General features: G+C 36.2%; 23 protein-coding genes and 2 pseudogenes. 18 read left to right on the plus strand and 7 right to left on the minus strand.

Annotated features, from left to right (window positions below; all coding sequences use genetic code 11):
* Positions 1–8: 8 nt before the first annotated feature.
* The 5 genes from PYW34_RS04165 to PYW34_RS04185 all read left to right on the plus strand — a co-directional run bounded on the left by PYW34_RS04165 (position 9) and on the right by PYW34_RS04185 (position 3,463).
* On the plus strand, positions 9–512 hold the full coding sequence (locus PYW34_RS04165) for a DUF523 domain-containing protein (RefSeq protein ID WP_002297194.1): 504 nt from the start codon (positions 9–11) through the stop codon (positions 510–512).
* The gene (locus tag PYW34_RS04170) at positions 472–810 is read left to right on the plus strand and encodes a putative DNA-binding protein (RefSeq protein ID WP_002293708.1); all 339 of its coding nucleotides are present in this window, start codon (positions 472–474) and stop codon (positions 808–810) included. The genes PYW34_RS04165 and PYW34_RS04170 overlap by 41 nt, the downstream gene beginning before the upstream one ends.
* A gap of 20 nt (positions 811–830) precedes the next feature.
* Positions 831–2,249 (plus strand): signal recognition particle protein, encoded by a 1,419-nt coding sequence (gene ffh / locus PYW34_RS04175; RefSeq protein WP_002293709.1) that lies wholly within the window; start codon positions 831–833, stop codon positions 2,247–2,249.
* 111 nt (positions 2,250–2,360) lie between these two features.
* A complete protein-coding gene (locus PYW34_RS04180; RefSeq protein ID WP_002293710.1) occupies positions 2,361–2,939 on the plus strand; it encodes a DNA-3-methyladenine glycosylase I in 579 nt (192 codons plus the stop codon).
* The gene (locus tag PYW34_RS04185) at positions 2,891–3,463 is read left to right on the plus strand and encodes a dihydrofolate reductase family protein (RefSeq protein ID WP_002293712.1); all 573 of its coding nucleotides are present in this window, start codon (positions 2,891–2,893) and stop codon (positions 3,461–3,463) included. The genes PYW34_RS04180 and PYW34_RS04185 overlap by 49 nt, the downstream gene beginning before the upstream one ends.
* Positions 3,464–3,541: 78 nt before the next feature.
* Here PYW34_RS04185 and PYW34_RS04190 read toward each other — a convergent pair whose 3' ends face one another.
* Positions 3,542–4,096, minus strand: coding sequence for an NADPH-dependent FMN reductase (locus PYW34_RS04190; RefSeq protein WP_002293714.1), 555 nt, complete (start codon positions 4,094–4,096; stop codon positions 3,542–3,544).
* Positions 4,097–4,348: 252 nt separating this feature from the next.
* On the opposite strand from PYW34_RS04190, the gene rpsP reads away from it, so the two are divergent.
* The 6 genes from rpsP (at position 4,349) to rplS (ending at position 7,727) form a co-directional block, all read left to right on the plus strand.
* A complete protein-coding gene (gene rpsP / locus PYW34_RS04195; RefSeq protein WP_002290274.1) occupies positions 4,349–4,624 on the plus strand; it encodes a 30S ribosomal protein S16 in 276 nt (91 codons plus the stop codon).
* Positions 4,625–4,635: 11 nt separating this feature from the next.
* Complete coding sequence (locus PYW34_RS04200) at positions 4,636–4,887, plus strand: KH domain-containing protein (RefSeq protein ID WP_002290277.1); 252 nt, start codon at positions 4,636–4,638, stop codon at positions 4,885–4,887.
* 123 nt (positions 4,888–5,010) lie between these two features.
* Positions 5,011–5,802 (plus strand): hypothetical protein, encoded by a 792-nt coding sequence (locus tag PYW34_RS04205; RefSeq protein WP_002325027.1) that lies wholly within the window; start codon positions 5,011–5,013, stop codon positions 5,800–5,802.
* A gap of 169 nt (positions 5,803–5,971) precedes the next feature.
* Positions 5,972–6,493, plus strand: a complete 522-nt coding sequence (rimM, locus tag PYW34_RS04210; protein ID WP_002293716.1) for a ribosome maturation factor RimM — start codon at positions 5,972–5,974, stop codon at positions 6,491–6,493.
* Complete coding sequence (gene trmD / locus PYW34_RS04215) at positions 6,483–7,244, plus strand: tRNA (guanosine(37)-N1)-methyltransferase TrmD (RefSeq protein WP_002293717.1); 762 nt, start codon at positions 6,483–6,485, stop codon at positions 7,242–7,244. Before rimM ends, trmD begins: the two co-directional genes overlap by 11 nt.
* Before the next feature lie 135 nt (positions 7,245–7,379).
* Positions 7,380–7,727, plus strand: a complete 348-nt coding sequence (gene rplS / locus PYW34_RS04220; RefSeq protein WP_002286913.1) for a 50S ribosomal protein L19 — start codon at positions 7,380–7,382, stop codon at positions 7,725–7,727.
* A 116-nt stretch (positions 7,728–7,843) separates the two neighbouring features.
* Here rplS and PYW34_RS04225 read toward each other — a convergent pair whose 3' ends face one another.
* Positions 7,844–8,797, minus strand: coding sequence for an IS30 family transposase (locus PYW34_RS04225; protein ID WP_000222572.1), 954 nt, complete (start codon positions 8,795–8,797; stop codon positions 7,844–7,846).
* Positions 8,798–9,292: 495 nt separating this feature from the next.
* On the opposite strand from PYW34_RS04225, the pseudogene PYW34_RS04230 reads away from it, so the two are divergent.
* Positions 9,293–10,674: pseudogene (locus tag PYW34_RS04230) on the plus strand (IS3 family transposase).
* A gap of 234 nt (positions 10,675–10,908) precedes the next feature.
* On the opposite strand, the gene scrK reads toward PYW34_RS04230, so the two are convergent.
* Positions 10,909–11,781 (minus strand): fructokinase ScrK, encoded by an 873-nt coding sequence (gene scrK / locus PYW34_RS04235; RefSeq protein ID WP_002292418.1) that lies wholly within the window; start codon positions 11,779–11,781, stop codon positions 10,909–10,911.
* Positions 11,782–12,044: 263 nt separating this feature from the next.
* A complete protein-coding gene (locus PYW34_RS04240; RefSeq protein ID WP_002293868.1) occupies positions 12,045–13,991 on the minus strand; it encodes a sucrose-specific PTS transporter subunit IIBC in 1,947 nt (648 codons plus the stop codon).
* A 184-nt stretch (positions 13,992–14,175) separates the two neighbouring features.
* Between PYW34_RS04240 and PYW34_RS04245 the strand changes: the two genes are divergently transcribed.
* Positions 14,176–15,615, plus strand: coding sequence for a sucrose-6-phosphate hydrolase (locus PYW34_RS04245; RefSeq protein WP_002293865.1), 1,440 nt, complete (start codon positions 14,176–14,178; stop codon positions 15,613–15,615).
* A 1-nt stretch (position 15,616) separates the two neighbouring features.
* Positions 15,617–16,579, plus strand: a complete 963-nt coding sequence (locus tag PYW34_RS04250) for a LacI family DNA-binding transcriptional regulator (protein ID WP_002302077.1) — start codon at positions 15,617–15,619, stop codon at positions 16,577–16,579.
* A 169-nt stretch (positions 16,580–16,748) separates the two neighbouring features.
* Here PYW34_RS04250 and PYW34_RS04255 read toward each other — a convergent pair.
* A protein-coding gene (locus PYW34_RS04255) for an IS3 family transposase (protein WP_115354383.1) occupies positions 16,749–18,175 on the minus strand; the annotation gives its coding sequence in 2 pieces (ribosomal slippage) (positions 16,749–17,602 and positions 17,602–18,175; 1,428 coding nt in all).
* 242 nt (positions 18,176–18,417) lie between these two features.
* On the opposite strand from PYW34_RS04255, the gene tnpA reads away from it, so the two are divergent.
* Both tnpA and PYW34_RS04265 read left to right on the plus strand, forming a co-directional pair.
* Positions 18,418–18,873, plus strand: a complete 456-nt coding sequence (gene tnpA, locus PYW34_RS04260) for an IS200/IS605 family transposase (protein WP_002295182.1) — start codon at positions 18,418–18,420, stop codon at positions 18,871–18,873.
* Between the two features lie 264 nt (positions 18,874–19,137).
* Positions 19,138–19,236, plus strand: a pseudogene (locus PYW34_RS04265) (IS30 family transposase); the annotation flags it as partial.
* 222 nt (positions 19,237–19,458) lie between these two features.
* On the opposite strand, the gene PYW34_RS04270 reads toward PYW34_RS04265, so the two are convergent.
* Together PYW34_RS04270 and PYW34_RS04275 are read right to left on the minus strand one after the other, a co-directional pair.
* The gene (locus PYW34_RS04270; RefSeq protein ID WP_002289255.1) at positions 19,459–19,689 is read right to left on the minus strand and encodes a resolvase; all 231 of its coding nucleotides are present in this window, start codon (positions 19,687–19,689) and stop codon (positions 19,459–19,461) included.
* Between the two features lie 229 nt (positions 19,690–19,918).
* Complete coding sequence (locus tag PYW34_RS04275; protein ID WP_002289254.1) at positions 19,919–20,737, minus strand: MurR/RpiR family transcriptional regulator; 819 nt, start codon at positions 20,735–20,737, stop codon at positions 19,919–19,921.
* A 160-nt stretch (positions 20,738–20,897) separates the two neighbouring features.
* Here PYW34_RS04275 and PYW34_RS04280 point away from each other — a divergent pair, with 160 nt between their 5' ends.
* Positions 20,898–21,587: an N-acetylmannosamine-6-phosphate 2-epimerase gene (locus tag PYW34_RS04280; RefSeq protein ID WP_002289253.1), complete on the plus strand. Its 690-nt coding sequence runs from the start codon at positions 20,898–20,900 to the stop codon at positions 21,585–21,587.
* A 13-nt stretch (positions 21,588–21,600) separates the two neighbouring features.
* A complete protein-coding gene (locus PYW34_RS04285; RefSeq protein WP_002295185.1) occupies positions 21,601–23,103 on the plus strand; it encodes a PTS transporter subunit EIIC in 1,503 nt (500 codons plus the stop codon).
* Positions 23,104–23,110: the final 7 nt, after the last annotated feature.

A 23,110-nucleotide genomic window follows, 5' to 3' on the forward strand; every position in this document is an offset into this window, starting at 1 on the left:
AACAGTCAATGATTGGAATCAGTGCATGTTTAGGCGGTCTGGCCTGTCGCTATGATGGACAGAAAAAAGAAGTACCAGAATTGATGGAACTAGTTGAAACTGGAGAAGCTGTCATGGTCTGTCCAGAAGTGATCGGCGGATTACCAATTCCTAGAGATCCCGCTGAAATCATTGGTGGAAATGGATTCGATGTGTGGAAAGATCAAGCAAAAGTATGGACGACAAGCGGCGAAGATGTAACGGAAGCGTACAAAAATGGCGCGATCAAAGCCTATCAAAAATTGCAGGAAAAACACATTGATCTAGTCATCATGAAGGAAAAAAGCCCTTCATGCGGAACCCATTCGATTTATGACGGGAGTTTTTCCGGAATAAAAAAAAATGGTGCCGGAGTGGCTACTGCTTATTTTATTCAGCAAAAAATGACTGTGCTCTCTGATGAAGAATGGCTGAAAACTAGAGGTGAGCAGAATGGAAATCGAAAAGACCAATCGAATGAACGCGCTCTTTGAATTTTATTCGACCTTATTGACAGAAAAACAAATGAACTACATGGAATTATATTATGCAGATGATTTTTCATTAGGTGAGATCGCGGAAGAATACGAAGTAAGCCGACAAGCAGTATATGACAATATCAAGCGGACAAGCAAGATCTTGGAGGATTATGAAAAAAAACTCCATCTTTTTTCTAATTATATTGTTCGAGAACAGGTATTGGAAAATATGACTGCATATATTACAGATAAGTACCCGGAAGATAAAAAACTACTTGAATATGTACAGCAAATTCAAGCAATCGAAGAATAAATAAAAGGAATGAAGAAAATATGGCATTTGAAAGCTTAACTGAACGTCTCCAGCAGGCGATGGGAAAAATAAGAAAAAAAGGAAAAGTATCAGAAGCTGACGTAAAAGAAATGATGCGGGAAATCCGCCTTGCCTTACTAGAAGCCGATGTTAACTTGCAAGTAGTCAAAGATTTTACTAAGCGCGTACGCGAACGTGCTGTAGGGGCAGAAGTGCTGGAAAGTTTATCACCTGCACAACAAATCGTAAAAATCGTTGATGAAGAATTGACGATCACACTTGGTTCTGAAACAGCAGAGTTAAATAAATCACCAAAAATACCAACTGTTATCATGATGGCTGGTCTTCAAGGGGCAGGTAAAACGACCTTTACTGGTAAATTAGCCAATTATTTAAAGAAAAATGAAAATGCTCGTCCGCTCCTAATCGCAGGGGACGTATATCGACCAGCTGCGATCGACCAATTGAAAGTATTAGGTCAACAGCTAGACGTTCCTGTATTTGATATGGGAACTGAAGTCAGCCCGGTAGAGATCGTCCGTCAAGGGATGGAGTTAGCAAAAGAAAAGAAAAACGACTATGTATTGATCGATACGGCAGGACGTCTGCATATCGATGAAACATTGATGGATGAGTTGAAACAAATCAAAGAATTGACGCAACCAAATGAGATTTTGCTTGTTGTCGATGCCATGACTGGTCAAGATGCCGTCAACGTAGCTGATAGCTTCAACCAGCAATTAGGTATTACAGGGGTCGTCATCACTAAACTTGATGGGGATACTCGAGGCGGGGCAGCACTATCGATCCGCTCAGTGACAGGCGCACCAATCAAATTCATCGGTTCTGGTGAAAAATTGACTGACTTAGAAGTATTCCACCCAGATCGTATGGCTAGCCGTATCCTTGGTATGGGGGATATGCTGACATTGATTGAAAAAGCGCAGCAAGACTATGACGAGAAAAAAGCGGAAGAACTTGCACAGAAAATGCGGGAAAATTCATTCGATTTCAATGACTTTATTGAACAGCTTGATCAAGTGATGGGTATGGGCCCACTGGAAGATCTAATCAAAATGATCCCAGGAATGAATCAAGTCCCTGGAATCGAAAACGTCAAGGTAGATCCAAAAGATGTTGAACGCAAAAAAGCGATGGTTTATTCTATGACGCCAGCAGAAAGAGCAAATCCTGATCTGTTGAACCCAAGCCGTCGTCGCCGAATTGCTGCCGGTTCTGGAAACAGTGTTGTTGAAGTGAATCGAATGATCAAACAATTCAAGGAATCAAGAAAAATGATGCAGCAAATGTCCAAAGGGGATATGAATATCCCAGGTATGGACCAAATGTTTGGTTCAGGCGTCAAAGGAAAACTAGGCAAAATGGCGATGAATCGAATGATCAAGAAAAATAAGAAGAAAAAGAAAAAACGGAAATAAGATGAAAAAAACAGCTTCGGTACAGACTGAAAATGTCTACTGCCGGAGCTTTTCTATCAGCAATTTTTATTCTTTACTAATACAATTACTCTAAACGAAGAGGTGGCACAGATGAGATGTCCGTGGAGTGAACAAACAGAAAGTATGCGGCAATATCATGATACTGTCTGGGGTGTTCCTGAATATGATGACCAAAAGCTGTTCCGAAAATTGATGCTTGATATTAATCAAGCCGGATTGAGCTGGCAGACGATTTTAAATAAAAGTGAAGCATTCGATGAAGCATATGATCGATTCGATATTAAAAAAGTCGCAAATTATGGAGAAACAAAAATCAGTGAACTAATGGAAAACAAAGGAATTATTCGTAACCGAAGAAAAATCGAAGCAGCCGTCCAAAACGCCAAAGCAGTCTTGAAAATTCAAGAAGAAATCGGCAGTTTTTCAGAGTATCTTTGGTCGTTTTCTAATGGAAAAATCGTTGATTCTTCTTATCATTCACAAGAAGAAGTCCCAACAACAAGTCCTCTTTCAGATGAATTAGCAAAAGATCTAAAGAAAAGAGGATTTAAATTTATCGGAAGCACAACAATCTATGCTTTTTTAGAAGCTGTCGGGATCATCAATGATCACCTTGACAGTTGTTTCCGCAAAGAAGAGGTCGTACGTATCGGCAGAAAGGGCGAATAAAGCATGCGAAAATCATATTTTATGGTGCTATAAGTTTAGATGGCTATTTGGCAACGAAAACGGATGATCTTCAATGGCTTTTTGACACTCCAACAGGTAAGCAAACCACTTATGAAGCTTTTTATGAAACAATCGATACGACCATCATGGGCAGAAAAACTTATCAGGAAGCAAAAAAATATTTGGAGACCGAAGCAATTTATCCAGAGAAAAAGAATTTCGTTTTTTCCACCCACGCACAATTACAATTGCCAGATGCTGAGGTCGTAAACGAAGATCCTGTTGCTTTTCTAAAAAATCTACAAATGACAGAAGGAAAAGATATCTGGGTTGTGGGTGGCGGTCGATTGATCAAACCGCTATTGGAACATCAAATGATTGATGAATGGTATATCCAGATTACCCCTGTATTATTAGGGGACGGGATTCCTTTATTCCAAAAAGGAACATATGAAGCGCGTTTTGAAATGCTAGACACGACACGATTCGGTGAATTTATCGAATTGCATTATGTACGAAAGTAGAAGTAAATAAAATAAAAAAGGCAACTATATGCAGAAATGTCCTGTACATAGTTGCCTTTTTTATTACCGTTATGCTTTTTACTCTGTTAATTTGTTAGAAAAATCTAGATACGCATCTAAAATCGTTTGGAAGAAACTTAATGTTCCTTCAACGATATTACCATTTTCATCAATTAGATTCGCAACGTTTCCGATATATGCTTCCGGTTGCTGCAAGGTTGGCACATTCAAAAAGACAAGTGATTGTCGTAGATGGTGGTTTGCGCCAAAGCCGCCGATCCCACCTGGTGATGCAGTAACGACTAAACCTGGTTTATGATCCCAAACACTGTGTCCATAAGGTCTTGAGCCTACATCTAAAGCATTTTTCAATACTGCTGGCACAGAACGGTTGTATTCAGGAGTAACGAAAACGACACCGTCTAGTCCCCTCACTTCCTCACGAAAACGAGTCCATTCAGCAGGAGCCTGTTCTGGAGTTTCAAGATCCTCATTGTAAAATGGCAGATCATCGATTTTTACAAATACACTTTCGTACCCTTCAGGAAGCAATTTCGCAAAAGCTTCTGCTACTTTTTTGTTGTAAGAATCTTTTCTTAAACTACCAATAAAAAATCCAATTTTTTTTGTCATACGATTTTTCCTCCTTCAAACTATCTATAACAATCTTACAAAAAATAAGTAACTGGAGCAAATAAAAACACTTACTGACAAAAGCTACATAGAAGATAGATTACTTATTTTTAACAAAAAAGAAGTCTAAAATCTTCTATTTCCTAAAAAAAATCGAATTTAATCAAGCTGTAAAGAAAAAAAGCTTTACAGGGTAAAAAAAAACTGTTACACTACATCTTGTGAATAAAACAATGGAGGTGGAAATAAATAATGGCAGTTAAAATCCGTTTAAAACGTATGGGTTCTAAAAAGAGTCCGTTTTACCGTATCGTCGTAGCTGATTCACGTTCTCCTCGTGATGGACGTTTCATCGAAACTGTAGGTACTTACAATCCTTTGAAAGACCCTGCAGAAGTAGTTTTAAAAGAAGACTTAGTTCTTGACTGGTTATCAAAAGGTGCACAACCTTCTGACACTGTACGTAACATCCTTTCAAAAGAAGGCGTTATGCAAAAACACCACGAAGCTAAATTCTCAAAGAAATAAGGTGACCGGATATGAAAGATTTAAGCGACTTAGTCTTAACAATCGTTCGTCCGCTAGTCACTTATCCTGATCAAGTCAAGTTAGACGTCGTAGAGTCGAAAGACTTTTACGAGTACAATCTAACAGTGGCTCCTGAAGATATTGGCCGTATCATTGGAAAACAAGGGCGTGTTGCTAAAGCAATCCGCACAATCGTTTACGGTGTTCGGATCAATGCACCGAAAAAAGTGCGTTTGAATATCATCGATGATAAGGAAAAGTAAATAAACGTGCTGTACTCGAATTTTCGAGTGCAGCTTTTTTGTTTTTTTATTAATTGAAGAAATGATTATTTGGCAAAACAAGCAAGAAAGCGTATCCTTATAGGAGGAGGGAGTGAACAGCCAATGAGAAAGAAAATGTTATTTATTCCATTTGCTCTATTGTTAAGCGCTTGTAGTTCGGTTACTCAAGAATCAGACAATACACATCTATCAAGCAGTATATCTGAAACTGTTACCAGTCCAGAAAAAAGTAGTACCAAAACGGCTACCACCACTGAACAAACAATGGCTACCTCAAATAATGAGAAAAAGACTGCTTTAGACCAGTTGAAAGAACAACAGCCAAATGTTCCCATGCCTCTAGATGTACCAGTCTCTTCAGGCTATCTCAATATCGCAGCGACACATACAAAGCAAGGTTATTCTATTTTATATTACAGAACAGATCGTCCCCTCGGGTTGAATGCTGACGAATTGAATCAAGAAACGCCTATTGCAACCTATCTATATCAATATGGGTTTGCTTCTAGTCAAGAAACAATCCAAGTTTTGCAGCCCTTTGAGATCGACACAAATGGTCAGCAAGTGGACTTAGGTTCTCGAATCACAGGGTATCAGCAAGGTGCAGCAGATTCAAGTTTTCTTGAATGGCAAGAAGGAAACTGGCGTATTCGAATCCGTGGGAATAATATAGAAGGCCAAGATCCCTTACTATTAGCTAAAGAAATCGTAGCTTATTTGGAAGAAAACAGTCTACCAGCACCTGAACAATTTGGTAAAATTACTGTTGATATGGGTGATACGACGAATCGAGCCGTAGAAGTAAGCTGGCAAGAACCGAAAAATGCCTATACGATCACTCATCAAGATCCTATGTCTGCGTTGAAGATGGCAGTTTCTATGAAGAGGTTGTGAAATCAGCGCGCTGATCTGAGCCCATCATTTAACTCCAAGTCACAGGAAGTAATCAAAAATAGCACGCCGCATTTTTGCATAATTTTGGCTTAATACCTTAAAAGAAAACTAGAATTGCCTCTTCACACATGCTAAAATAAAACAGACAAAAAAGAAATGGGGATATAAGTTGACTGAATACTTGAATGTAGGAAAAATCGTAAACACACAAGGTATCAAAGGCGAAGTCCGTGTTATCTCAACAACGGATTTCCCAGAAGAACGTTACAAAAAAGGAACGGTGTTAACACTATTCCAAGACGGAAAAGCACCTGTGGAATTAACAGTCAAAAGTCATCGCAAACATAAAAATTTTGACTTATTGAGTTTTGAAGGACATCCTTCTATCAATGATGTGGAAAAATATCGGGATGGCATATTAAAAGTGTCAAAAGACAACTCTGTAGATCTAGCTGAAAATGAATTCTATTACCATGAGATCATCGGTCTGCATGTATTAGAAGATGGAACTGAGTTAGGTAAAGTAAAAGAAATCTTGTCACCAGGTGCCAATGATGTTTGGGTCGTTCAACGTCCGAAAAAAGCTGATATATTGCTTCCATATATCGCTTCTGTCGTCAAAGAAGTCGATTTAGAAGCTGGAGTGGTCCGTGTAGAAATTCCAGAAGGACTGATTGACGATGAAGATTGATGTATTGACTTTATTTCCAAGAATGTTTGAAGGTCCTATGGGGGAATCCATCATCGGTAAGGCTGTAGATAAAGGATTATTAGATATCAATATCTCTAACTTCCGCGATTATTCAGATAACAAACATCAGACAGTAGATGATTATCCATACGGCGGTGGAGCAGGTATGCTGCTCAAAGTCCAGCCCATCTATGATAACATCCAAGCCATTGAAAAAGCTGCACCGGATGTCAAAAAAAGAGTAATTCTTCTTGACCCAGCTGGTAAACGATTCGATCAGAAAATGGCAGAAGAATTTTCACAAGAAGAACACTTAGTATTCATTTGTGGTCATTATGAGGGATATGATGAACGTATCCGCACATTAGTGACAGATGAAGTTTCCTTAGGAGATTATGTCCTTACTGGGGGAGAATTAGGTGCGATGGTCATGATCGATGCAACAGTTCGGCTTTTGCCAGATGTGTTAGGGAATCAGACTTCAGCTCAAACGGATTCTTATTCAACCGGTTTATTGGAACATCCCCAATATACTCGCCCGGCAGAATATAAAGGGATGAAAGTACCAGAAGTATTGACAAATGGAAATCATAAATTGATTGAAGAATGGCAATTAAAAGAATCACTAAGAAGGACCTATCAACGTCGGCCTGATCTTTTGGAAACACTTGAATGGACACCTCAAATGACGAAATTTTTAGAAGAAATCAAGAAAGAAGAACAAGAAAAAACAGCAGATGAAGCCAAGTGACTTTTTCTAAAATATTCTTTACAGTAGGTTGATAATATGTTAGTATTTTATGGTGAGTGCAAAAGCACTTAACTATTACGATATTCCGCTGTGAGAAAAGCTCATAAGAATATTTGGAATAAGGAGAAGAAAACCATGAATCCATTAATCGAAGAATTAACAAAAGAACAATTACGTTCTGACATCCCAGCGTTCCGCCCTGGTGACACTGTGCGTGTTCACGCAAAAGTTGTTGAAGGTACTCGTGAACGTATCCAGTTATTTGAAGGTGTTGTTATCAAACGCCGCGGTGCTGGAATCAGCGAAACTTATACAGTACGTAAAGTTTCTAACGGAGTGGGCGTTGAACGTACATTCCCATTGCATACACCACGTGTTGCAAAAATCGAAGTAGTTCGCTACGGTAAAGTACGTCGTGCAAAATTGTACTACCTACGTGCATTACACGGAAAAGCTGCTCGCATCAAAGAAATCCGTCGTTAATCATCGTTATCAGACTGAGAAATAACCCTTGGTATTCAAGGGTTCTTTTTTTGTTATCTGTTTTTTTATATTAACGATTTCGATTTGGTACATTTTTGATTATATTATTTGTCAAATTAAGCGAGACAAAACTTTCCATTTACGTAACTCAAAAAAACTTCTAATGGTGTTTGGTAATTTAGTGATTTTCTAGGGATATGGTTTCTTTTAGACGCAACGGATGAGATGAATCCTTGATTGACTTGGTTGAATTCCATTTCTTTTGGTAGTCCATCTTTTCGGAGGAGTCCGTTTGAATGTTCATTTAATCCCCGTTGGGAAGGCGTTCCTGGGTCTGCGAAATAAATATCAATATCATTCGTATTACTAATACTTTTCCAATTAGAGAATTCTTTTCCACAATCAAAGGTAATTGATTTGAAAAGATTTTTGGGTACGGATTGAAGCCATTCATTAATCGAATTTTCAATATCAACTGCCTTACGGCCTTCTGGTTTCAAGGCGATAATGGCTTTTGAAAGTCGCTCAACGAGTGTGATGACGGCACTTTTATGGTGGATGCCGACAATCGTATCACCCTCTAAATGTCCAAATTCTTCTTCGAAAACGACATAATCTTTTTTACGTTCAGAAATATTTCTTTTGAATGCCTGTTTTCCACGTTTTTCCTTATAACCATTTGGTTTTCGTTTTCCTTGCATCGGTAAATGTAAAACATTGAATTCTCCCGTCTTAAACCGGCGATAGAGGGTACTTACTGAACAAGAGAAGGTTCGCTCTGCACGGCCAATAATGACGTCTGGGGTCCAACCTTCAGTTGATCTTTTTTCAATGTATTCTTTTTCCTCAGCAGGAAAAATGATTTCGGTTCTCCCACAACGTCGCTTATTTTCTTTGTATTGTTCAAAGTATTCAAGTGCTGTTCCACCACATTTGAGAAAGTTATAGACATTGTAAATTGTTTGGCGTCCACGTTTAAGCTGCTTCGCAACGATAGCAACCGGAGTTTCTTGATGAAAATATGCTTCTATCATTACAAGCTCGTTTGGTGTAAGATGGGTATAAGTCATTTATGTTCACTCTCCTTGTATGCTTTAGCGGGTATTACAATTTGAGTGTAACATAAATGGCTTTTTTATTTGTCTCGCTTAATTATACAAACGGCGATATTAAATTTAATTGTAGGTGAACACGAATTTTATAAATATTTATGGTGTTAATGACAAATGATATCCGACTCCTCTTCATACGTTCTGGACTATTTGCTAATAGATTAAAATTTCAGCATCTATTTCTGACCATAAATAAATGAGCTGCCGAAAAGCTGCCAAATCAGACTTGAAAATAAAGGAACAAAAACTTTTAAGTTTCTGACCCCGTAACTCACACTTCAAAATCTTACTTAAAAAGAAGTCTGAAAGAAAAAAAGAGTATTCAAAATTTTTTTCTAACTAGCTACATCACATCTATGCATTGACACTCAAAGAACCAGAATAAGTCATCAGAAAGCAAGGGGGTGCGGACATAATCCTGGACGAAAAAATAAACTTAGGAGGAATGTCCGTGTGTTTTCCCACAAAGAGCGTGTAAGGGCAATTCAGTTATTTTTAAAATACGATTGCTCTTATGCTGCAACCATTCGAGAATTAGGGTATCCGTCGATTGGTGCACTACGGAAATGGTATAAAGAGTATTTGGAATCCGGAGAGCTCCATCAGGAGCACCGAAAAAAATCAAAGTATTCTGAAGAACAAAAACGAATAGCGGTGAATCATTATTTTGAATATGGTCAATGTTATGCACGAACCATTCGCATGCTTGGTTATCCTAATAGAGAGTCCTTGCGGCAGTGGTGTGAAGAACTTGCACCAGGAGCTAGAAAACTCCGAAAAAGTGCGGTAAAGTTAACACAAGACCAAAAAGAAGCTGTGTTGAAAAAATTCTATAAACCGCAAACTAATAGGAAAAATTTAGCCGAATCTGAAGGAATTAGTAGAGTTACTCTATATCAATGGAAAAACACGGTTCTTGGAAAGGATTTTCCATTGCGTATGACTTTAAAAAATCAGGAAAAACAAAAAGAGCTACTTTTAAAGGAAGTAGAAGACTTACAAAAACAAGTACACCAATTACAGCTCGAAAAAGCATTACTCGAAGGAGCGGCTGAACTGCTAAAAAAAGAAAAAGGCGTCAATCTTCTTTGTCTATCAAATCAAGAAAAAACGATATTGATTGATGCCTTACGAAATCAGTTCACCTTGAAAGAGCTTCTTCAACAGCTCCAGTTGCCTAAAAGCAGCTATTTTTATCAAAAACAAGCACTTGAGAAACCAGATAAGTATTACAAAGAACGTCAATTAATTATCACGATTTTCAATCATAACTTCTGTGCGTATGGTTACCGTAGAATTCACCAAGCTTTAAAAAATATGGGTAAAAAGCTTTCTGAAAAAGTTGTACGTAGATTGATGACTGAGGAAAATCTATTTGTTAAATTTTCTAGACGAAAAAAGTATTCTTCGTATGCTGGGGAAATTTCTCCTGCACACCCCAATTTATTAAATCGGAATTTTAAAGCAAAGAAGCCAAATGAAAAATGGTTAACAGATATTACTGAATTTAGAATTCCCGCAGGGAAAATCTACTTATCACCACTTGTCGATTGTTACGATGGTGCTATTGTTAGTTGGACTATTGGAACAAAGCCAACTTGCTTCACTCTATGTCTAAAAAGGGTTATTCACCAGATAATTCAGCGTGCGAAGGTTTCTTTGGACGATTAAAAAACGAGATGTTTTATCAACGTGACTGGAAGAATACAACAATCAATCAGTTTATAAACAAATTGGATGATTATATTCATTGGTATAATAATCAACGAATTAAGTTATCTTTAGGAGGGCTAAGCCCTCTTCAATATCGGAAGAAGCAAAGATATATTTGTTAAAAAGGTCCAAAAAAATATCCGCACCCCCTTTTTTTTGTAAAAAACTATTGCACAATACAAGTGGCCTACGGCTATCGAAATTTCCATAACTTTCGAGCAAGAATTTATCTCATTCAAGGCTTGATCTTCCAAGTAAAACAAAAACCAGTTAAGCACTCTGCCTAACTGGTTATGACTAAATTTTCAGTTGTATCTTTCTCTACCAACACTAAATGTCGAAGAGCCTTTTTTCGTTTATGAATGTAAGACCGCTTCTCGAGCCAATGCCAAACAACCGAGCGTTCCAGCGTTGTCTTCTAATGCTGGGGTCACGATATATTTGCTTAACTCAGGTGTTTCGACATACCCATTGACCAATTTTGCAAATGCGTCGTGGACGTTTTGCAGCATATGGCGTTGTTTCATCACACCACCGCCAAAAATGATCACATCTGGAGAAAACATCAAGGTTGTATTGTAGGCACATTGAGCAATATAGGAGGCTTCGATTTCCCAATAAGGATCATCTTCTGCAACCTCTTGTCCTTTTTTCCCTAAGCGTTTTTCGATGGCGGGTCCAGCGGCCATCCCTTCTAAACAGTTGCCATGAAATGGACAGCTGCCAGCAAAGTCATCTTTTGGATGAGGGACGACGAGCATATGCCCCATTTCTGGATGACTAAACCCTTCGATAAAGCGCCCTTCTTGTAAGGCACCGCCGCCAACACCCGTACCGATCGTATAGTAAACGACACTGCTCAATCCTTTGCCACTGCCGAAGACATACTCACCATAGGCAGCCGCATTGACATCTGTTGTCCAAGAAATCGGGATCGGAAATTCTTTTTTCATGGTACCGATGAAATCAAAATTTTGCCATGCCAATTTCGGGGTCGAGGTAATGTACCCATAAGTGGCGGAATCGCGATGGATATCGATAGGCCCAAATGAGCCAATCCCAATCCCTGCTAAATCTGCTTGGTATTGTTTGAAGAAGTCAATGACTAAAGGCATTGTTTCCTCAGGTGTCGTTGTCGGAAAGCTCACTCTTTCCTTGATCGTCATTTCTTCATCGCCAATGGCACACACAAATTTTGTGCCGCCTGCTTCAATTGCACCGTATAGCATAGACATTTCTCCCTTTATTTTAGAATGAAATCACTAAATAAATGACTATATATCATATTTAAATTATTTTTTTATTTAGTAACATGACAAGTAAATAACTACTATTTTTTCTTTTTGAATTTTTATCATTTTTTAAAATTCTAATAATTTTTCATACAATTGATATATGAAAAGATTAAATAAAATGTTATTCTCAAATATTTGATTAATCTATATTATTTGATTTTGGAAAGAAAATTCCATCTTTACTCAGGGAAATATATTTATTTGATTTCAAGTAAATCAGTACCCTCAGTGACTGTATTTTCAGCTACTATATTTACTTCTGAATAATCCGAAGTATTGGTCACAATAATCATTGTTGTATCATCAAGACCTTCTTTCTCAATCATTGAACGGTCAAATGCTCCAAGAATATCGCCTTTTCTAACTTTTTGATTAGTAGTAACTTTTTGTGTAAATCCTTTTCCTCCCATTGATACAGTATCAATACCAATATGAATTAGAACTTCAGCACCATTATTTGATTTAATACCATAAGCATGTCCAGTTTCAAACGTGAGTTGAATAGTACCATCTACTGGAGAATGGACCGTGTTTCCATTTGGTTTAATGGCAATCCCTTTTCCCATAGCTTCTGATGAAAAGACTGGATCATTTACTGAAGAAAGACTAATCACTTTACCAGAAATGGGACTAACAATTGTTTCTGATGAAACTTTTGTTTGTGTTGATTCAACATCAGTAGATATTGGATCTGTTGTTGCTACTTTTGAAGAATTAACTGGTGTTTGTTCAGCAATTTCTTCTGCTTTAAAGATACCAGCAGCTTTTGTTTTACCGTAGAAGTAAGTAATTGCAAAAGCAACTACAAAGCTAATCAATTCACACAATACGTAAAATGGAATAGATGTTGCATTAATTGAAAGAAATCCCAAGAAACCTGCTGAACCAAGTGAAACAGCAACTACTTTAAGTAATCCTGCTACTGCTGTAGCAATTCCTGAACCAATTAAAGCACAAAAGAATGGAAAGCGGTATTTTAAGTTAACTCCGAACAAGGCAGGCTCTGTAATTCCAAGAAGTGCTGAGACACCCGCAGAGGAAGCAAGACTTTTTGTCTTAGAATTTTTAGTTAAGAACCAAATGGCAAATGTTGCAGCACCTTGAGCAACGTTTGCCATAGATGCAACTACAAAGATAAAGTCTCCATGTCCGATACCATTTGTCCACGCTGAAAGTAATTGAGTTTCAATAGCTGGAAATGATTGATGTAAACCAGTCATGACTATAAGTGAATATGTTCCTCCAAAAATACCCATTCCAATAAATCCAGTAGTGTTATATAGCCAAACAATAATGTCTGTAATTCCATTAGACAACAATAACATTACAGGGCCAATAACTGTGAAAGTCAAAAATCCAGTAATCATTACTGATAATAATGGCGTGAATGTAAAGTCAATAGATGATGGCAATTTTTTATGAAAGAATTTTTCTAATATAGATAATATCCAAACAGCTGCTAAAACTGGAATAACTTGATAAGCATAGTTTGTTTGTGAAACATGATAACCAAAAATATTCCAATATTCAGTTGAGCCACCAAGATCTGGTGTTGTCATGATCATACCAATTGCAGCACCAAGAAATTGGTTTGCTCCAAAACGTTTAGCAGCTGAAATACCTACTAAAATTGGTAAGAACATGAATGGTGCAGCGGACATCAGTTGGATCATTGAGGAAATACCTTCAATCGCAGGATACATTTCTTCAATTGATTTTGGTCCAAAAAGTCCAGCAGCTGTTAAAAAGTTTTGTAATGCCATTAATAAACCACCTGCAACAAGGGCAGGTATAATTGGAACAAAAATATCTGATAATAATTTAATTAATGCCATAATGGGGTTGAATTTTTTATCTTTACTAGCAATTTGTTTTAAATCATCTGTTGAAATTTCCGAAAGTCCAGTTTTTTTGATAAGTTCGTCATAAACGAAATTAACATCACCTGCACCGATAATCACTTGATATTGTCCATCAATTTTAAATGTGCCTTTCACATCTGGATTTTCGTCTAAAGCTTTTTGATTCACTTTCGTGTCATCTTTTAGTACGAGACGAAGACGTGTAGCGCAGTGTGCAGCTGCAATAAGGTTATCTTTTCCGACCGCTTGTATTACGTCGGAAGCTACTTTACTGTAATTCATTCGAATCACTCCTTTTTTATTTTTACGTGAAAACGGTTCACTGAAATGCAAATTTATTTTAGCATATCTTAAAAATATGTCAAACGTTTGTCATATAGTTTATTTTTTTAAATGAAATGATTGATTTTTCAACGGAAAACGTTTACCATACTAGTTGTAAAAAGATAAATTGAAGGAGTAAAATATGAACTTACCTCGAGAAATACGATATCGTGCTTATTCTGATTGGACTAAAGATGAGATGGATAAAATTAAGGATAATGTAAAACGATCACCTTGGCGTGCTAGCTATCATATCGAACCTAAAACAGGATTGTTAAACGATCCTAATGGTTTTTCTTTTTTTAACGGAAAATATACGCTTTTTTATCAAAATTGGCCATTTGGAGCTGCTCATGGGTTGAAAGAATGGGTACACAATGAATCAGATGATTTAATTCATTTTCATGTAACAGGAGCAGAACTTCTTCCAGACACAAAACGAGATAGCCACGGCGCTTATTCCGGTTCTGCATATGAAATAGAGGAGAATCTATTCTTACTCTATACAGGAAACGTTCGAAATGAAAATTGGGAACGTGATACACTTCAAATCGGAGCATGGATGGATAAAGACTACAACATTACGAAAGGTGAGAATGTTCTTATTCATAAACCTGCTGATGTAACTGATCATTTTCGTGATCCACAAATGTTTAATTATGAAGGACAATTGTATGCGATTGTTGGAGCACAAAATTTAGAAAAATCAGGCTTTATCAAACTTTACAAAGCGGATGACAATAACGTGGAAACATGGGAGGAAGTTGGCAACCTTGATTTTGGCGGCACTGGTTCAGAATACATGATTGAGTGTCCAAATCTAGTATTTGTAGACAAAAAACCTGTTCTCATTTATTGTCCTCAAGGGTTGGATAAATCTGAGCTAAATTATGGGAATATCTATCCGAATACTTTTAAGATCTGTCAATCGCTTGACATAGAAAAAGTAAAACTTGTGGGCGCTTCAGAAATTCAAAATCTTGATTATGGATTTGAAGCGTATGCGACTCAAGGATTCAATACTCCTGATGGTCGTGCTCTGATTGTCAGTTGGATTGGACTACCTGATATCGATTATCCAACTGATAAGTATGATTATCAGGGAGCAATGAGTCTTGTAAAAGAACTTTCAATAAAAGATGGTAAACTTTACCAATATCCAGTAGAAGCTATTACATCATTACGTGCTAGTTCTGAACAATTTACAGCAAAAGCAGAAACAAATAATACTTATGAGCTTGAACTAACTTTTCCTCCAAATCAGAAATCGGAGTTACTTCTTTTCTCTGATAGTAAAGGAAATGGACTTAGCTTGATTGTAGATACCAAAGAAGGAAAAATTATTTTAGATCGCAGCAAAGCAGGCATTCAATATGCCACTGACTTTGGTACGATTCGTGAATGCTCAATTGATACTAAAGAAACAACTGCTAACATTTTTGTAGATAACTCAATCATTGAGATTTTTATTAATAAAGGAGAAAAAGTGTTTACTAGTCGTGTATTCCCTGAAAATCACCAAAATGGTATTCAAATCAAATCAGGCGAACCTACTGGAAAATACTTTGAATTAAAATATTAAAATGGTAGCAAAATTAACTGATGTCGCTGAATTAGCTGGAGTTAGCCCAACAACCGTTTCACGCGTCATTAATAATAAGGGATATTTATCAGAAAAAACAAAACAAAAAGTTCATGAAGCTATGAAAACTCTTGGTTATAAACCAAATAATTTAGCACGTGGACTTCAAGGAAAGTCACCTCAGCTTATTGGTCTTATTTTTCCTAATATTAGTAATATCTTTTACTCTGAACTCATTGAGTATCTCGAAATAGAGTTATTTAAACATGGATATAAAACGATTATTTGCAATAGTCAAAATGATCCTGCTAAAGAGAGAGAATACATTGAAATGCTTGAAGCCAACCAAGTTGATGGCATAATCTCATCAAGCCATAATCTTGGAATTGCTGATTATGAGCGTGTGAGAGCACCTATTGTTGCTTTTGATAGAAATTTAGCTCCTAATGTTTCCATTGTTTCTTCAGATAACTTTGAAGGGGGAAAACTTGCAGCTAAGACTTTACAAAAAAATGGTTGTCAAAATACCATTATGATTACAGGAAATGATAACACGGATTCTCCCACAGAATTACGTGCACTAGGTTTTTCTTTTCAAAATCCAAATGGAAAAATTTTCAAAATTCCTAATAATCTGTCTACTATCCGTCGTGAAATGGAAATAAAGTCAACTATTATAAATCACAAACCAGATGGTATTTTTGTTTCTGATGATTTAACAGCCATTCTCACTATGAAAATTGCTCATCAACTTAAACTTAATATCCCAGAAGATTTAAAAATTATTGGATACGATGGTACCTCTTTTATTGAGAAATTTTTCCCACAATTGACAACAATAAGACAACCAATTGATGAAATTGCAAGTCTTATTGTTGATATTCTTCTGAAAAAAATTAAAGGCGAAAAGACAAATAAGGATTATATTTTACCAATCTCAATACTTTCTGGAGGAAGTATTTAACGTTAAATTAATTTTTTAATGTCTATAAAATTCGTTAGAAAATACAATTTGTAGATATCCAATTGATTTGTAAACAAAAAGGAGTTGTCAACTTGTAGTGACCCCCAAAAGTTAGACTTTTTTGGAGTGGAGAAATCCACTCCTTTTTTCATGCTCTAAAATGATATTTTTACACAACTGTTACGGTTGTTTTACGAAATTGGACGGGACTTTGCCAGTTTAATTTCTGTTTTATCCGTTCACTATTGTAGTAATAGATATAGCTATCGATGGCTGATTTTAATTCCTCGAAACAGTTATAAACTTTCCCGTGAAAAATCTCTTGTTTTAATAAGCCAAAAAAATTCTCCATAAGTGAATTATCTAAGCAGTTCCCTTTCCGAGACAGGCTTTGAAAGATTTTGTACTCCTTCAATTTGTTTCTATAAGCTTTCATTTGATACGCCCAACCTTGATCTGAGTGAAACGTACGACGATAGGGACAATCGTTAGTGGTCTGGATAGCTTCCTCCAAACTTTCCATTACCGCTAATGCATTGGGCTTTTCAGAGATACGATAGGATAAAATCTCACTATTGAACATATCCATAAAAGGATCTAGATACAATTTCTTTTGACGGATAATGCCTTTGGCATCCACTTCATGGTATTTAAATTCAGTTGTATCCGTCGTGATTTTCTGATGGCAGATACTGGTGTAGAAACGACGATGGATCCGATTTTTGGCTACTGCTCCGACTTGTCCTCGATAAGAATTGTAGCGCCGTGATTTACGTGTGTATGTCGTTACTTTTATTCCTAGCTTCTTGATCAGGCGCTGAACTTTCTTTTTATTGATAGAGAACCCGCGGTTTCTTAGTTCATTGGTCATCCGTAAACAGCCATAATCCTTGTGCTTCTCCCGAACTTTAAGCATTTCCGCTTCAATCTCTTGACCTGGATTTTTACGGTCCAATCGTTTTTGCCAGTACATAAAGGTTGCCTTAGGGAACTTTAAAGTTTCTAGAAGCTCAACTAATTTAAACGGTCATCGGAGGCTTGCGATGATTCGTGCGATTGCTTCATTCGTCGTTGTTGGGCTTCCTGTTTTCGCAGCTTCCTCAATTCTTTTAAAGAGGCATTTTCAATTTGAAGGGAACGGACTCGTTTCTCCAACTCCTCGATGCGTTCACGTTCTTTAGACGTTGCTTTAGTTGTAGATTTTTTCTTATTTTTGGGTTCATATTTCTTAGACAAGATAGGTGGACATCCTTTCGTTTTTGAGAGTCCATCGATCCCACCCTCACGGAATTGATGCATCCAACTAGCGATCAAATTAGGGTTGTTCATGTTAAGTGTGTTGGCAACTTCACGATAGGACAGCTCACTTGTTAGATATAACTCTATCGCATCCAGCTTAAATTGAACAGAATATTTTTTCTTTTGTCGCTTTCTTACTAGACCCTCTTCACCAAATACTTGATAGGCATTGATCCAGCGCTTCACTTGTGATGGAACCTTAATGGAATGTTTCTTTGCCAGATAATCACTTCCGCCTTTACCATCCAAATAATCATGAACGATCTTTAATTTAAGTTCAAAAGTATACTTAGCTATAAAAAATACCGACCTCCAAAAGTTAGATTTTTTGGTCTAACTTTTGGGGGTCGGTACAAAACTTAAAAGTTTTAGACCCTTTTATTTTCTTAATGGCTTCAGTCAGTTTTGTGCGTAAAGCGTGCGAAACAAGAAAACCGCGCGTTTCTACGCGTGGAAGAAGTATCTTTAGCGATAAAAACTCCTTTCGATATACTAGTGAGTGGCTACCAACCGCTCATCAGATCGAAAGGAGTTTTTTCATGTCAAATGACGATAAAAGTTTAGCATATACTCGTTGGAATTGTAAGTATCATATTATTTTTACACCAAAATATCGACGAAAAGTAATCTATGGGCAATTACGAAAAGATCTTGGAAAAATACTTAGGAAGTTGTGCGAAATGAAAGATGTGGAAATCATAGAAGCACATGCAATGCTAGATCATATTCACATGCTTGTTCGAGTACCACCAAAAATATGTATATCCAGTTTTATGGGGTATCTGAAAGGTCGTAGTGCGGTACTAATCCACGAGCAGCACGCAAATCTCAAATATAAATACGGAAACAAATCCTTTTGGTCGAAGAGATACTATGTGAGTACAGTCGGATTGAATCAAAAGACAAATGAAAAATACATCCGTGAACAAGAAGCTGATGATCGCATTCGATATATTATAAGTAAAAGAGAGTACGTAGAACCATTTAAAAAATAAAGAGAAGTAAGTGAGTGAAGATGAGCAGTTGGCGGTCTTTTAAAAATCCCCTTTTAAGGGGCAGCGAGTGTCGACCCCTTCTAGGGGGATTAAAAATACACCCGTCCTCACGGGTGTATGGGTTACTGATAGACTTGATTTTAACTGGTGTCAGAAACTTATGTCCAGAAAGGGTGATGAAATTTTGGCAATTTACGGCTATTCAAGAATTAGCACAAGCAACCAAGATTACAAAATACAAATTCAAACATTAGAAAATGCTGGCGCAGAAATAATCTTCCTAGAAAATCACTGGATTATCGAACACCTTTGGAAGTATTTTTGAGTTACGTAAGTATTGATGATCTGTCTAACTTAATTTGACAATTAAGAGTATATTTACTTCAGATGGTAAGGCAACAAAATAAAATACAATAGGCAGATGAACTAATAAATAAAATCTGTATTAAATACAGATAAATTAATATAAAAATCAAAAGGATCATAAACTTTTAACAAGTGATGAAATGGGTGGAAATTGATTCTTATAGACAGTTTGTCTCATAACATTGAAGTATTTTGCAATTTTAGCATTGAAACACTTTTTTAATCTTCAACGTTGTTCTTATAAACAAGATGATTGGGAATCTTTTGAATTAACACTGTATAGCTTAGAACACCCTTTATAGAAAACATTCGCTTAGCAATCTTAATAATTCCTTGTGCCCGATGTCGTTTAGATTCAGTAGGTTCCTGCTCATCGATCATGGAAAAAATTTGAAGGATCAGATCCTTAATAAATTTATTTAAGAGAGGATGATCCATTGCTTCATCCATACTCGATAAACTAGTGATAATGAGCTACACGTTTTTCTTTCAAGTTGATCAATAGCTTCCACGATAAAAATATCTTTAGATAAAATCAAGAACCGTAGGAACTACGGGGATATTTGGTCAATAAGAGCCACCGCTATTAGTAAAAAATAAGCTATCAAGTATGCTCTCATCCCAAGAATTGCCTACTTCAATCGTTAAAAACCGTTAGGTTTAGCTAAGTGGGGGTAGTTCACTCAATACTTTTATCAATAATAGAGCGCAAAACTTTTTCTCTTAATTCAACTGAATCAATATTATTGTTTTGTTCATAACCATGAACTAATAGATCACAAATATAAAGTTGTGATATTTTTCCAGCTAAAGATCCACCATTAAGAAATTCTTCAATGGCTGTTTGTAAAACTAAGTCTGCAGACTTTCCTATAGGTGAATGAATATAGTTAGTTATAGCAATAATTTTTGCGCCATTTTTTTTAGCTATTTTCAATGAATCATAAGTATCTTTCGTTTTCCCAGATAAAGAAAAAATGATTACTAAATCATTAACTGTTAATAAAGAAGCGACTTGGGCTTGAAAATGAGGGTCTAGTACAGCTTTTGCTTGAACTCCTACGCGAAGAAACATATTTTCTAAATCAAGACTAGTATTTCCACTAGATCCCACTCCAAATATATATATGTTTTTTGATTGAGTGATCATTTTAATGGCTTCATTCAATTTTTCTTCGTCTAAAAGCCTAATAGTGGAATAGAGAGCTTCTGTTAAACTATTAGCAATTTCATCATAGTACTTTACACTAGTCGGATGTTCTTTTTTTTGACTAAAGTCTTCCTTTGCAATTTCAATTTTTAAATCAGAAAAACCAGAAAAACCAATTTTTTGACAAAAGCGAATAATAGTAGCATCGCCAACTTTTGTGTTTTTCTTAATATCACTCATCGTACTATAAATAATAGTTTTCCCAGAATTTAAAATAAAATCAGCGACTTTTTTTTCAGACTTCGTTAAAAATGGATAATTTTCTTTAATTAAATAGATATAACTCATACAAACTCCTCTACAATTTCAACTTTTCTCCATTATACTCCAAAATAATAAAAAAAACTCCTAAATACTCTATTTTTATCTTTACTTTTATGAAAGCGGATGCTATATTATTTTTGGAGTTATTATCCAAAAATAATAAAAAATTGGAGTGTTTAGGATAATGGATAAAAAAAGGTTTTTAGATCTTATTTCAAAAGGTTTGATTGTTTCATGTCAAGCATTACCTGGTGAACCATTTTACAAAGAGGAAGAAAGTTTAATGCCTTATTTTGCTTTGGCTGCTCAAAGGGCTGGAGCAGTTGGTATACGTGCAAATTCTGTTCGAGATATTATTGAAATTAGAAAGTGTGTATCATTACCAATGATTGGAATTATTAAAAGAGATTATCCACCAGAATCTCCATTCATTACTGCCACTATGAGAGAAGTAGATGAATTAGTAGAAACCGGTGTTGAGGTAATCGCTCTTGATTGCACTCTTAGAAATCGGCATGATGGACTATCTATAAATTCTTTTATTACTAAAATAAAAGAAAAATATCCTCATCAGTTATTTATGGCAGATATTTCTACATTTGAAGAAGGCAAAAATGCATATAAAGCAGGAATAGATTTTGTAGGAACTACTTTAAGTGGATATACTGAGGAAAGTAAAAAACAAGATGGGCCAGATATAGATTTGATTAAAAAATTGGTAGAAGAAGGGATTTGTGTAATTGCTGAGGGAAGGATTCATACTCCAGAACAAGCAAAAGAGATAAAAAAAATAGGAGTTGCAGGTATTGTTGTGGGTGGTGCTATTACTCGACCACAGGAAATTGCATCAAGATTTGTTAAAGCATTAAGTTAGGGGGAGAAATAAAATGTTTAAAAAATTTTCACAATTAGGACGCGCTTTCATGTTACCAATTGCTATATTACCAGTAGCCGGATTACTATTGGGACTGGGAGGAGCGTTAACAAATGAGAGTGCTATAAATGCTTATCCATTTTTAGATCAACCGTGGTTGCATACAATTTTAAGTATTATGAGTTATGCTGGAAATGCAGTTTTTGCAAACCTAGCACTAATTTTTGCAATTGGTATTGCTGTAGGACTTGCAAATGGAGATAAAGGAACAGCTGGTTTAGCTGGTGGAGTAGCTTATCTAGTATATACTGCAACTATTAGTGGGTTTCTTGAACTTTTTTCATCAAAAGATGCAACACTAGATACAGGTGTAGTGGGATCAATTGTTGTTGGTGGTACTGTTGCATTTTTACACAATCGATATAGAAAAATTGAATTACCACAATTCTTAGGTTTTTTTGGAGGATCAAGATTTATTCCGATTGTTTCTAGTTTAGCTGCAATCATTATTAGTTCTGTCTTTTACTTAATTTGGCCACCAATTCAAAATGGTTTAGTAGTTGCTGGTGAACAAATTGCTCAAATGGGTAGTTTAGGAACTTTTTTATATGGTTTTTTATTGCGTTTAACAGGTGCTGTTGGACTACACCACACCATTTACCCTTTGTTCTGGTATACATCTTTAGGTGGTACCGAAACTGTAGCTGGATCAACAATTGCTGGAGCCCAAAATATTTTCTTTGCCCAACTAGCTGATCCAAACCACACTGGTCTGTTTACTTATGGTACTAGATTTTTTGCAGGAAGATTTGCAACAATGATGTTTGGATTACCTGCAGCATGTTATGCAATGTATCGTGCAATTCCTAAGAAAAATCGTAAAAAGAATGGTGGGCTTTATTTTAGCGGGGCCCTTACATCATTTTTAACTGGAATTACTGAACCAGTTGAATATATGTTTTTATTTGTTGCTCCTTGGCTTTATGTGATTCATGCATTCTTAGATGGATTATCTTTTTATTTTGCTGATATCTTAAATATTCGTGTAGGGAATTCCTTTTCAGGTGGTTTGATCGACTTTTTATTATTCGGTGTACTTCAAGGGAATGACAAAACTAATTGGTTAAAATTAATTCCTTTTGGTATTGCATGGGCATTTATATATTTCTTTGTTTTTACATTCTTTATCAAAAAATTTAAGGTAGATATTCCTGGAATGGAAGAAGAATCAGAAGTTCATTCTGAAAAAGTAATAAACAAAAATACATCATTACATGAAGAGTCTCTTATCATTATTGAAGCTCTTGGTGGAAAAGAAAATATTGAGTCTGTTGAAGCTTGTGCAACTCGTTTGCGTGTTGCTGTTACGAATGGGGAGATTATTCAAAAACAAACAATAAAAGACACTGGTGCAACTGCTGTCTTCGAAGTGAAGGGTGGCATCCAAGCTGTTTTTGGAGGGAAAGCTGACTTATTAAGTCAAGAAATCAATCAAATATTAGGAAAAGATAATTAGGAGGTTT

This window comes from Enterococcus faecium, from assembly GCF_029023785.1.
Lineage (GTDB): Bacteria > Bacillota > Bacilli > Lactobacillales > Enterococcaceae > Enterococcus_B > Enterococcus_B faecium.

Bases quoted from the DNA above. Each gene is read 5' to 3' on its own strand.
- PYW34_RS04165 (WP_002297194.1), top strand. From the start codon at position 9: ATGATTGGAATCAGTGCATGTTTAGGCGGTCTGGCCTGTCGCTATGAT.
- PYW34_RS04170 (WP_002293708.1), top strand. From the start codon at position 472: ATGGAAATCGAAAAGACCAATCGAATGAACGCGCTCTTTGAATTTTAT.
- ffh (WP_002293709.1), top strand. From the start codon at position 831: ATGGCATTTGAAAGCTTAACTGAACGTCTCCAGCAGGCGATGGGAAAA.
- PYW34_RS04180 (WP_002293710.1), top strand. From the start codon at position 2,361: ATGAGATGTCCGTGGAGTGAACAAACAGAAAGTATGCGGCAATATCAT.
- PYW34_RS04190 (WP_002293714.1), bottom strand. From the start codon at position 4,096: ATGACAAAAAAAATTGGATTTTTTATTGGTAGTTTAAGAAAAGATTCT.
- rpsP (WP_002290274.1), top strand. From the start codon at position 4,349: ATGGCAGTTAAAATCCGTTTAAAACGTATGGGTTCTAAAAAGAGTCCG.
- PYW34_RS04200 (WP_002290277.1), top strand. From the start codon at position 4,636: ATGAAAGATTTAAGCGACTTAGTCTTAACAATCGTTCGTCCGCTAGTC.
- PYW34_RS04205 (WP_002325027.1), top strand. From the start codon at position 5,011: ATGAGAAAGAAAATGTTATTTATTCCATTTGCTCTATTGTTAAGCGCT.
- trmD (WP_002293717.1), top strand. From the start codon at position 6,483: ATGAAGATTGATGTATTGACTTTATTTCCAAGAATGTTTGAAGGTCCT.
- rplS (WP_002286913.1), top strand. From the start codon at position 7,380: ATGAATCCATTAATCGAAGAATTAACAAAAGAACAATTACGTTCTGAC.
- PYW34_RS04225 (WP_000222572.1), bottom strand. From the start codon at position 8,797: ATGACTTATACCCATCTTACACCAAACGAGCTTGTAATGATAGAAGCA.
- scrK (WP_002292418.1), bottom strand. From the start codon at position 11,781: ATGCTATACGGTGCAATTGAAGCAGGCGGCACAAAATTTGTGTGTGCC.
- PYW34_RS04240 (WP_002293868.1), bottom strand. From the start codon at position 13,991: ATGAATTACAGTAAAGTAGCTTCCGACGTAATACAAGCGGTCGGAAAA.
- PYW34_RS04245 (WP_002293865.1), top strand. From the start codon at position 14,176: ATGAACTTACCTCGAGAAATACGATATCGTGCTTATTCTGATTGGACT.
- PYW34_RS04250 (WP_002302077.1), top strand. From the start codon at position 15,617: ATGGTAGCAAAATTAACTGATGTCGCTGAATTAGCTGGAGTTAGCCCA.
- tnpA (WP_002295182.1), top strand. From the start codon at position 18,418: ATGTCAAATGACGATAAAAGTTTAGCATATACTCGTTGGAATTGTAAG.
- PYW34_RS04270 (WP_002289255.1), bottom strand. From the start codon at position 19,689: ATGGATGAAGCAATGGATCATCCTCTCTTAAATAAATTTATTAAGGAT.
- PYW34_RS04275 (WP_002289254.1), bottom strand. From the start codon at position 20,737: ATGAGTTATATCTATTTAATTAAAGAAAATTATCCATTTTTAACGAAG.
- PYW34_RS04280 (WP_002289253.1), top strand. From the start codon at position 20,898: ATGGATAAAAAAAGGTTTTTAGATCTTATTTCAAAAGGTTTGATTGTT.
- PYW34_RS04285 (WP_002295185.1), top strand. From the start codon at position 21,601: ATGTTTAAAAAATTTTCACAATTAGGACGCGCTTTCATGTTACCAATT.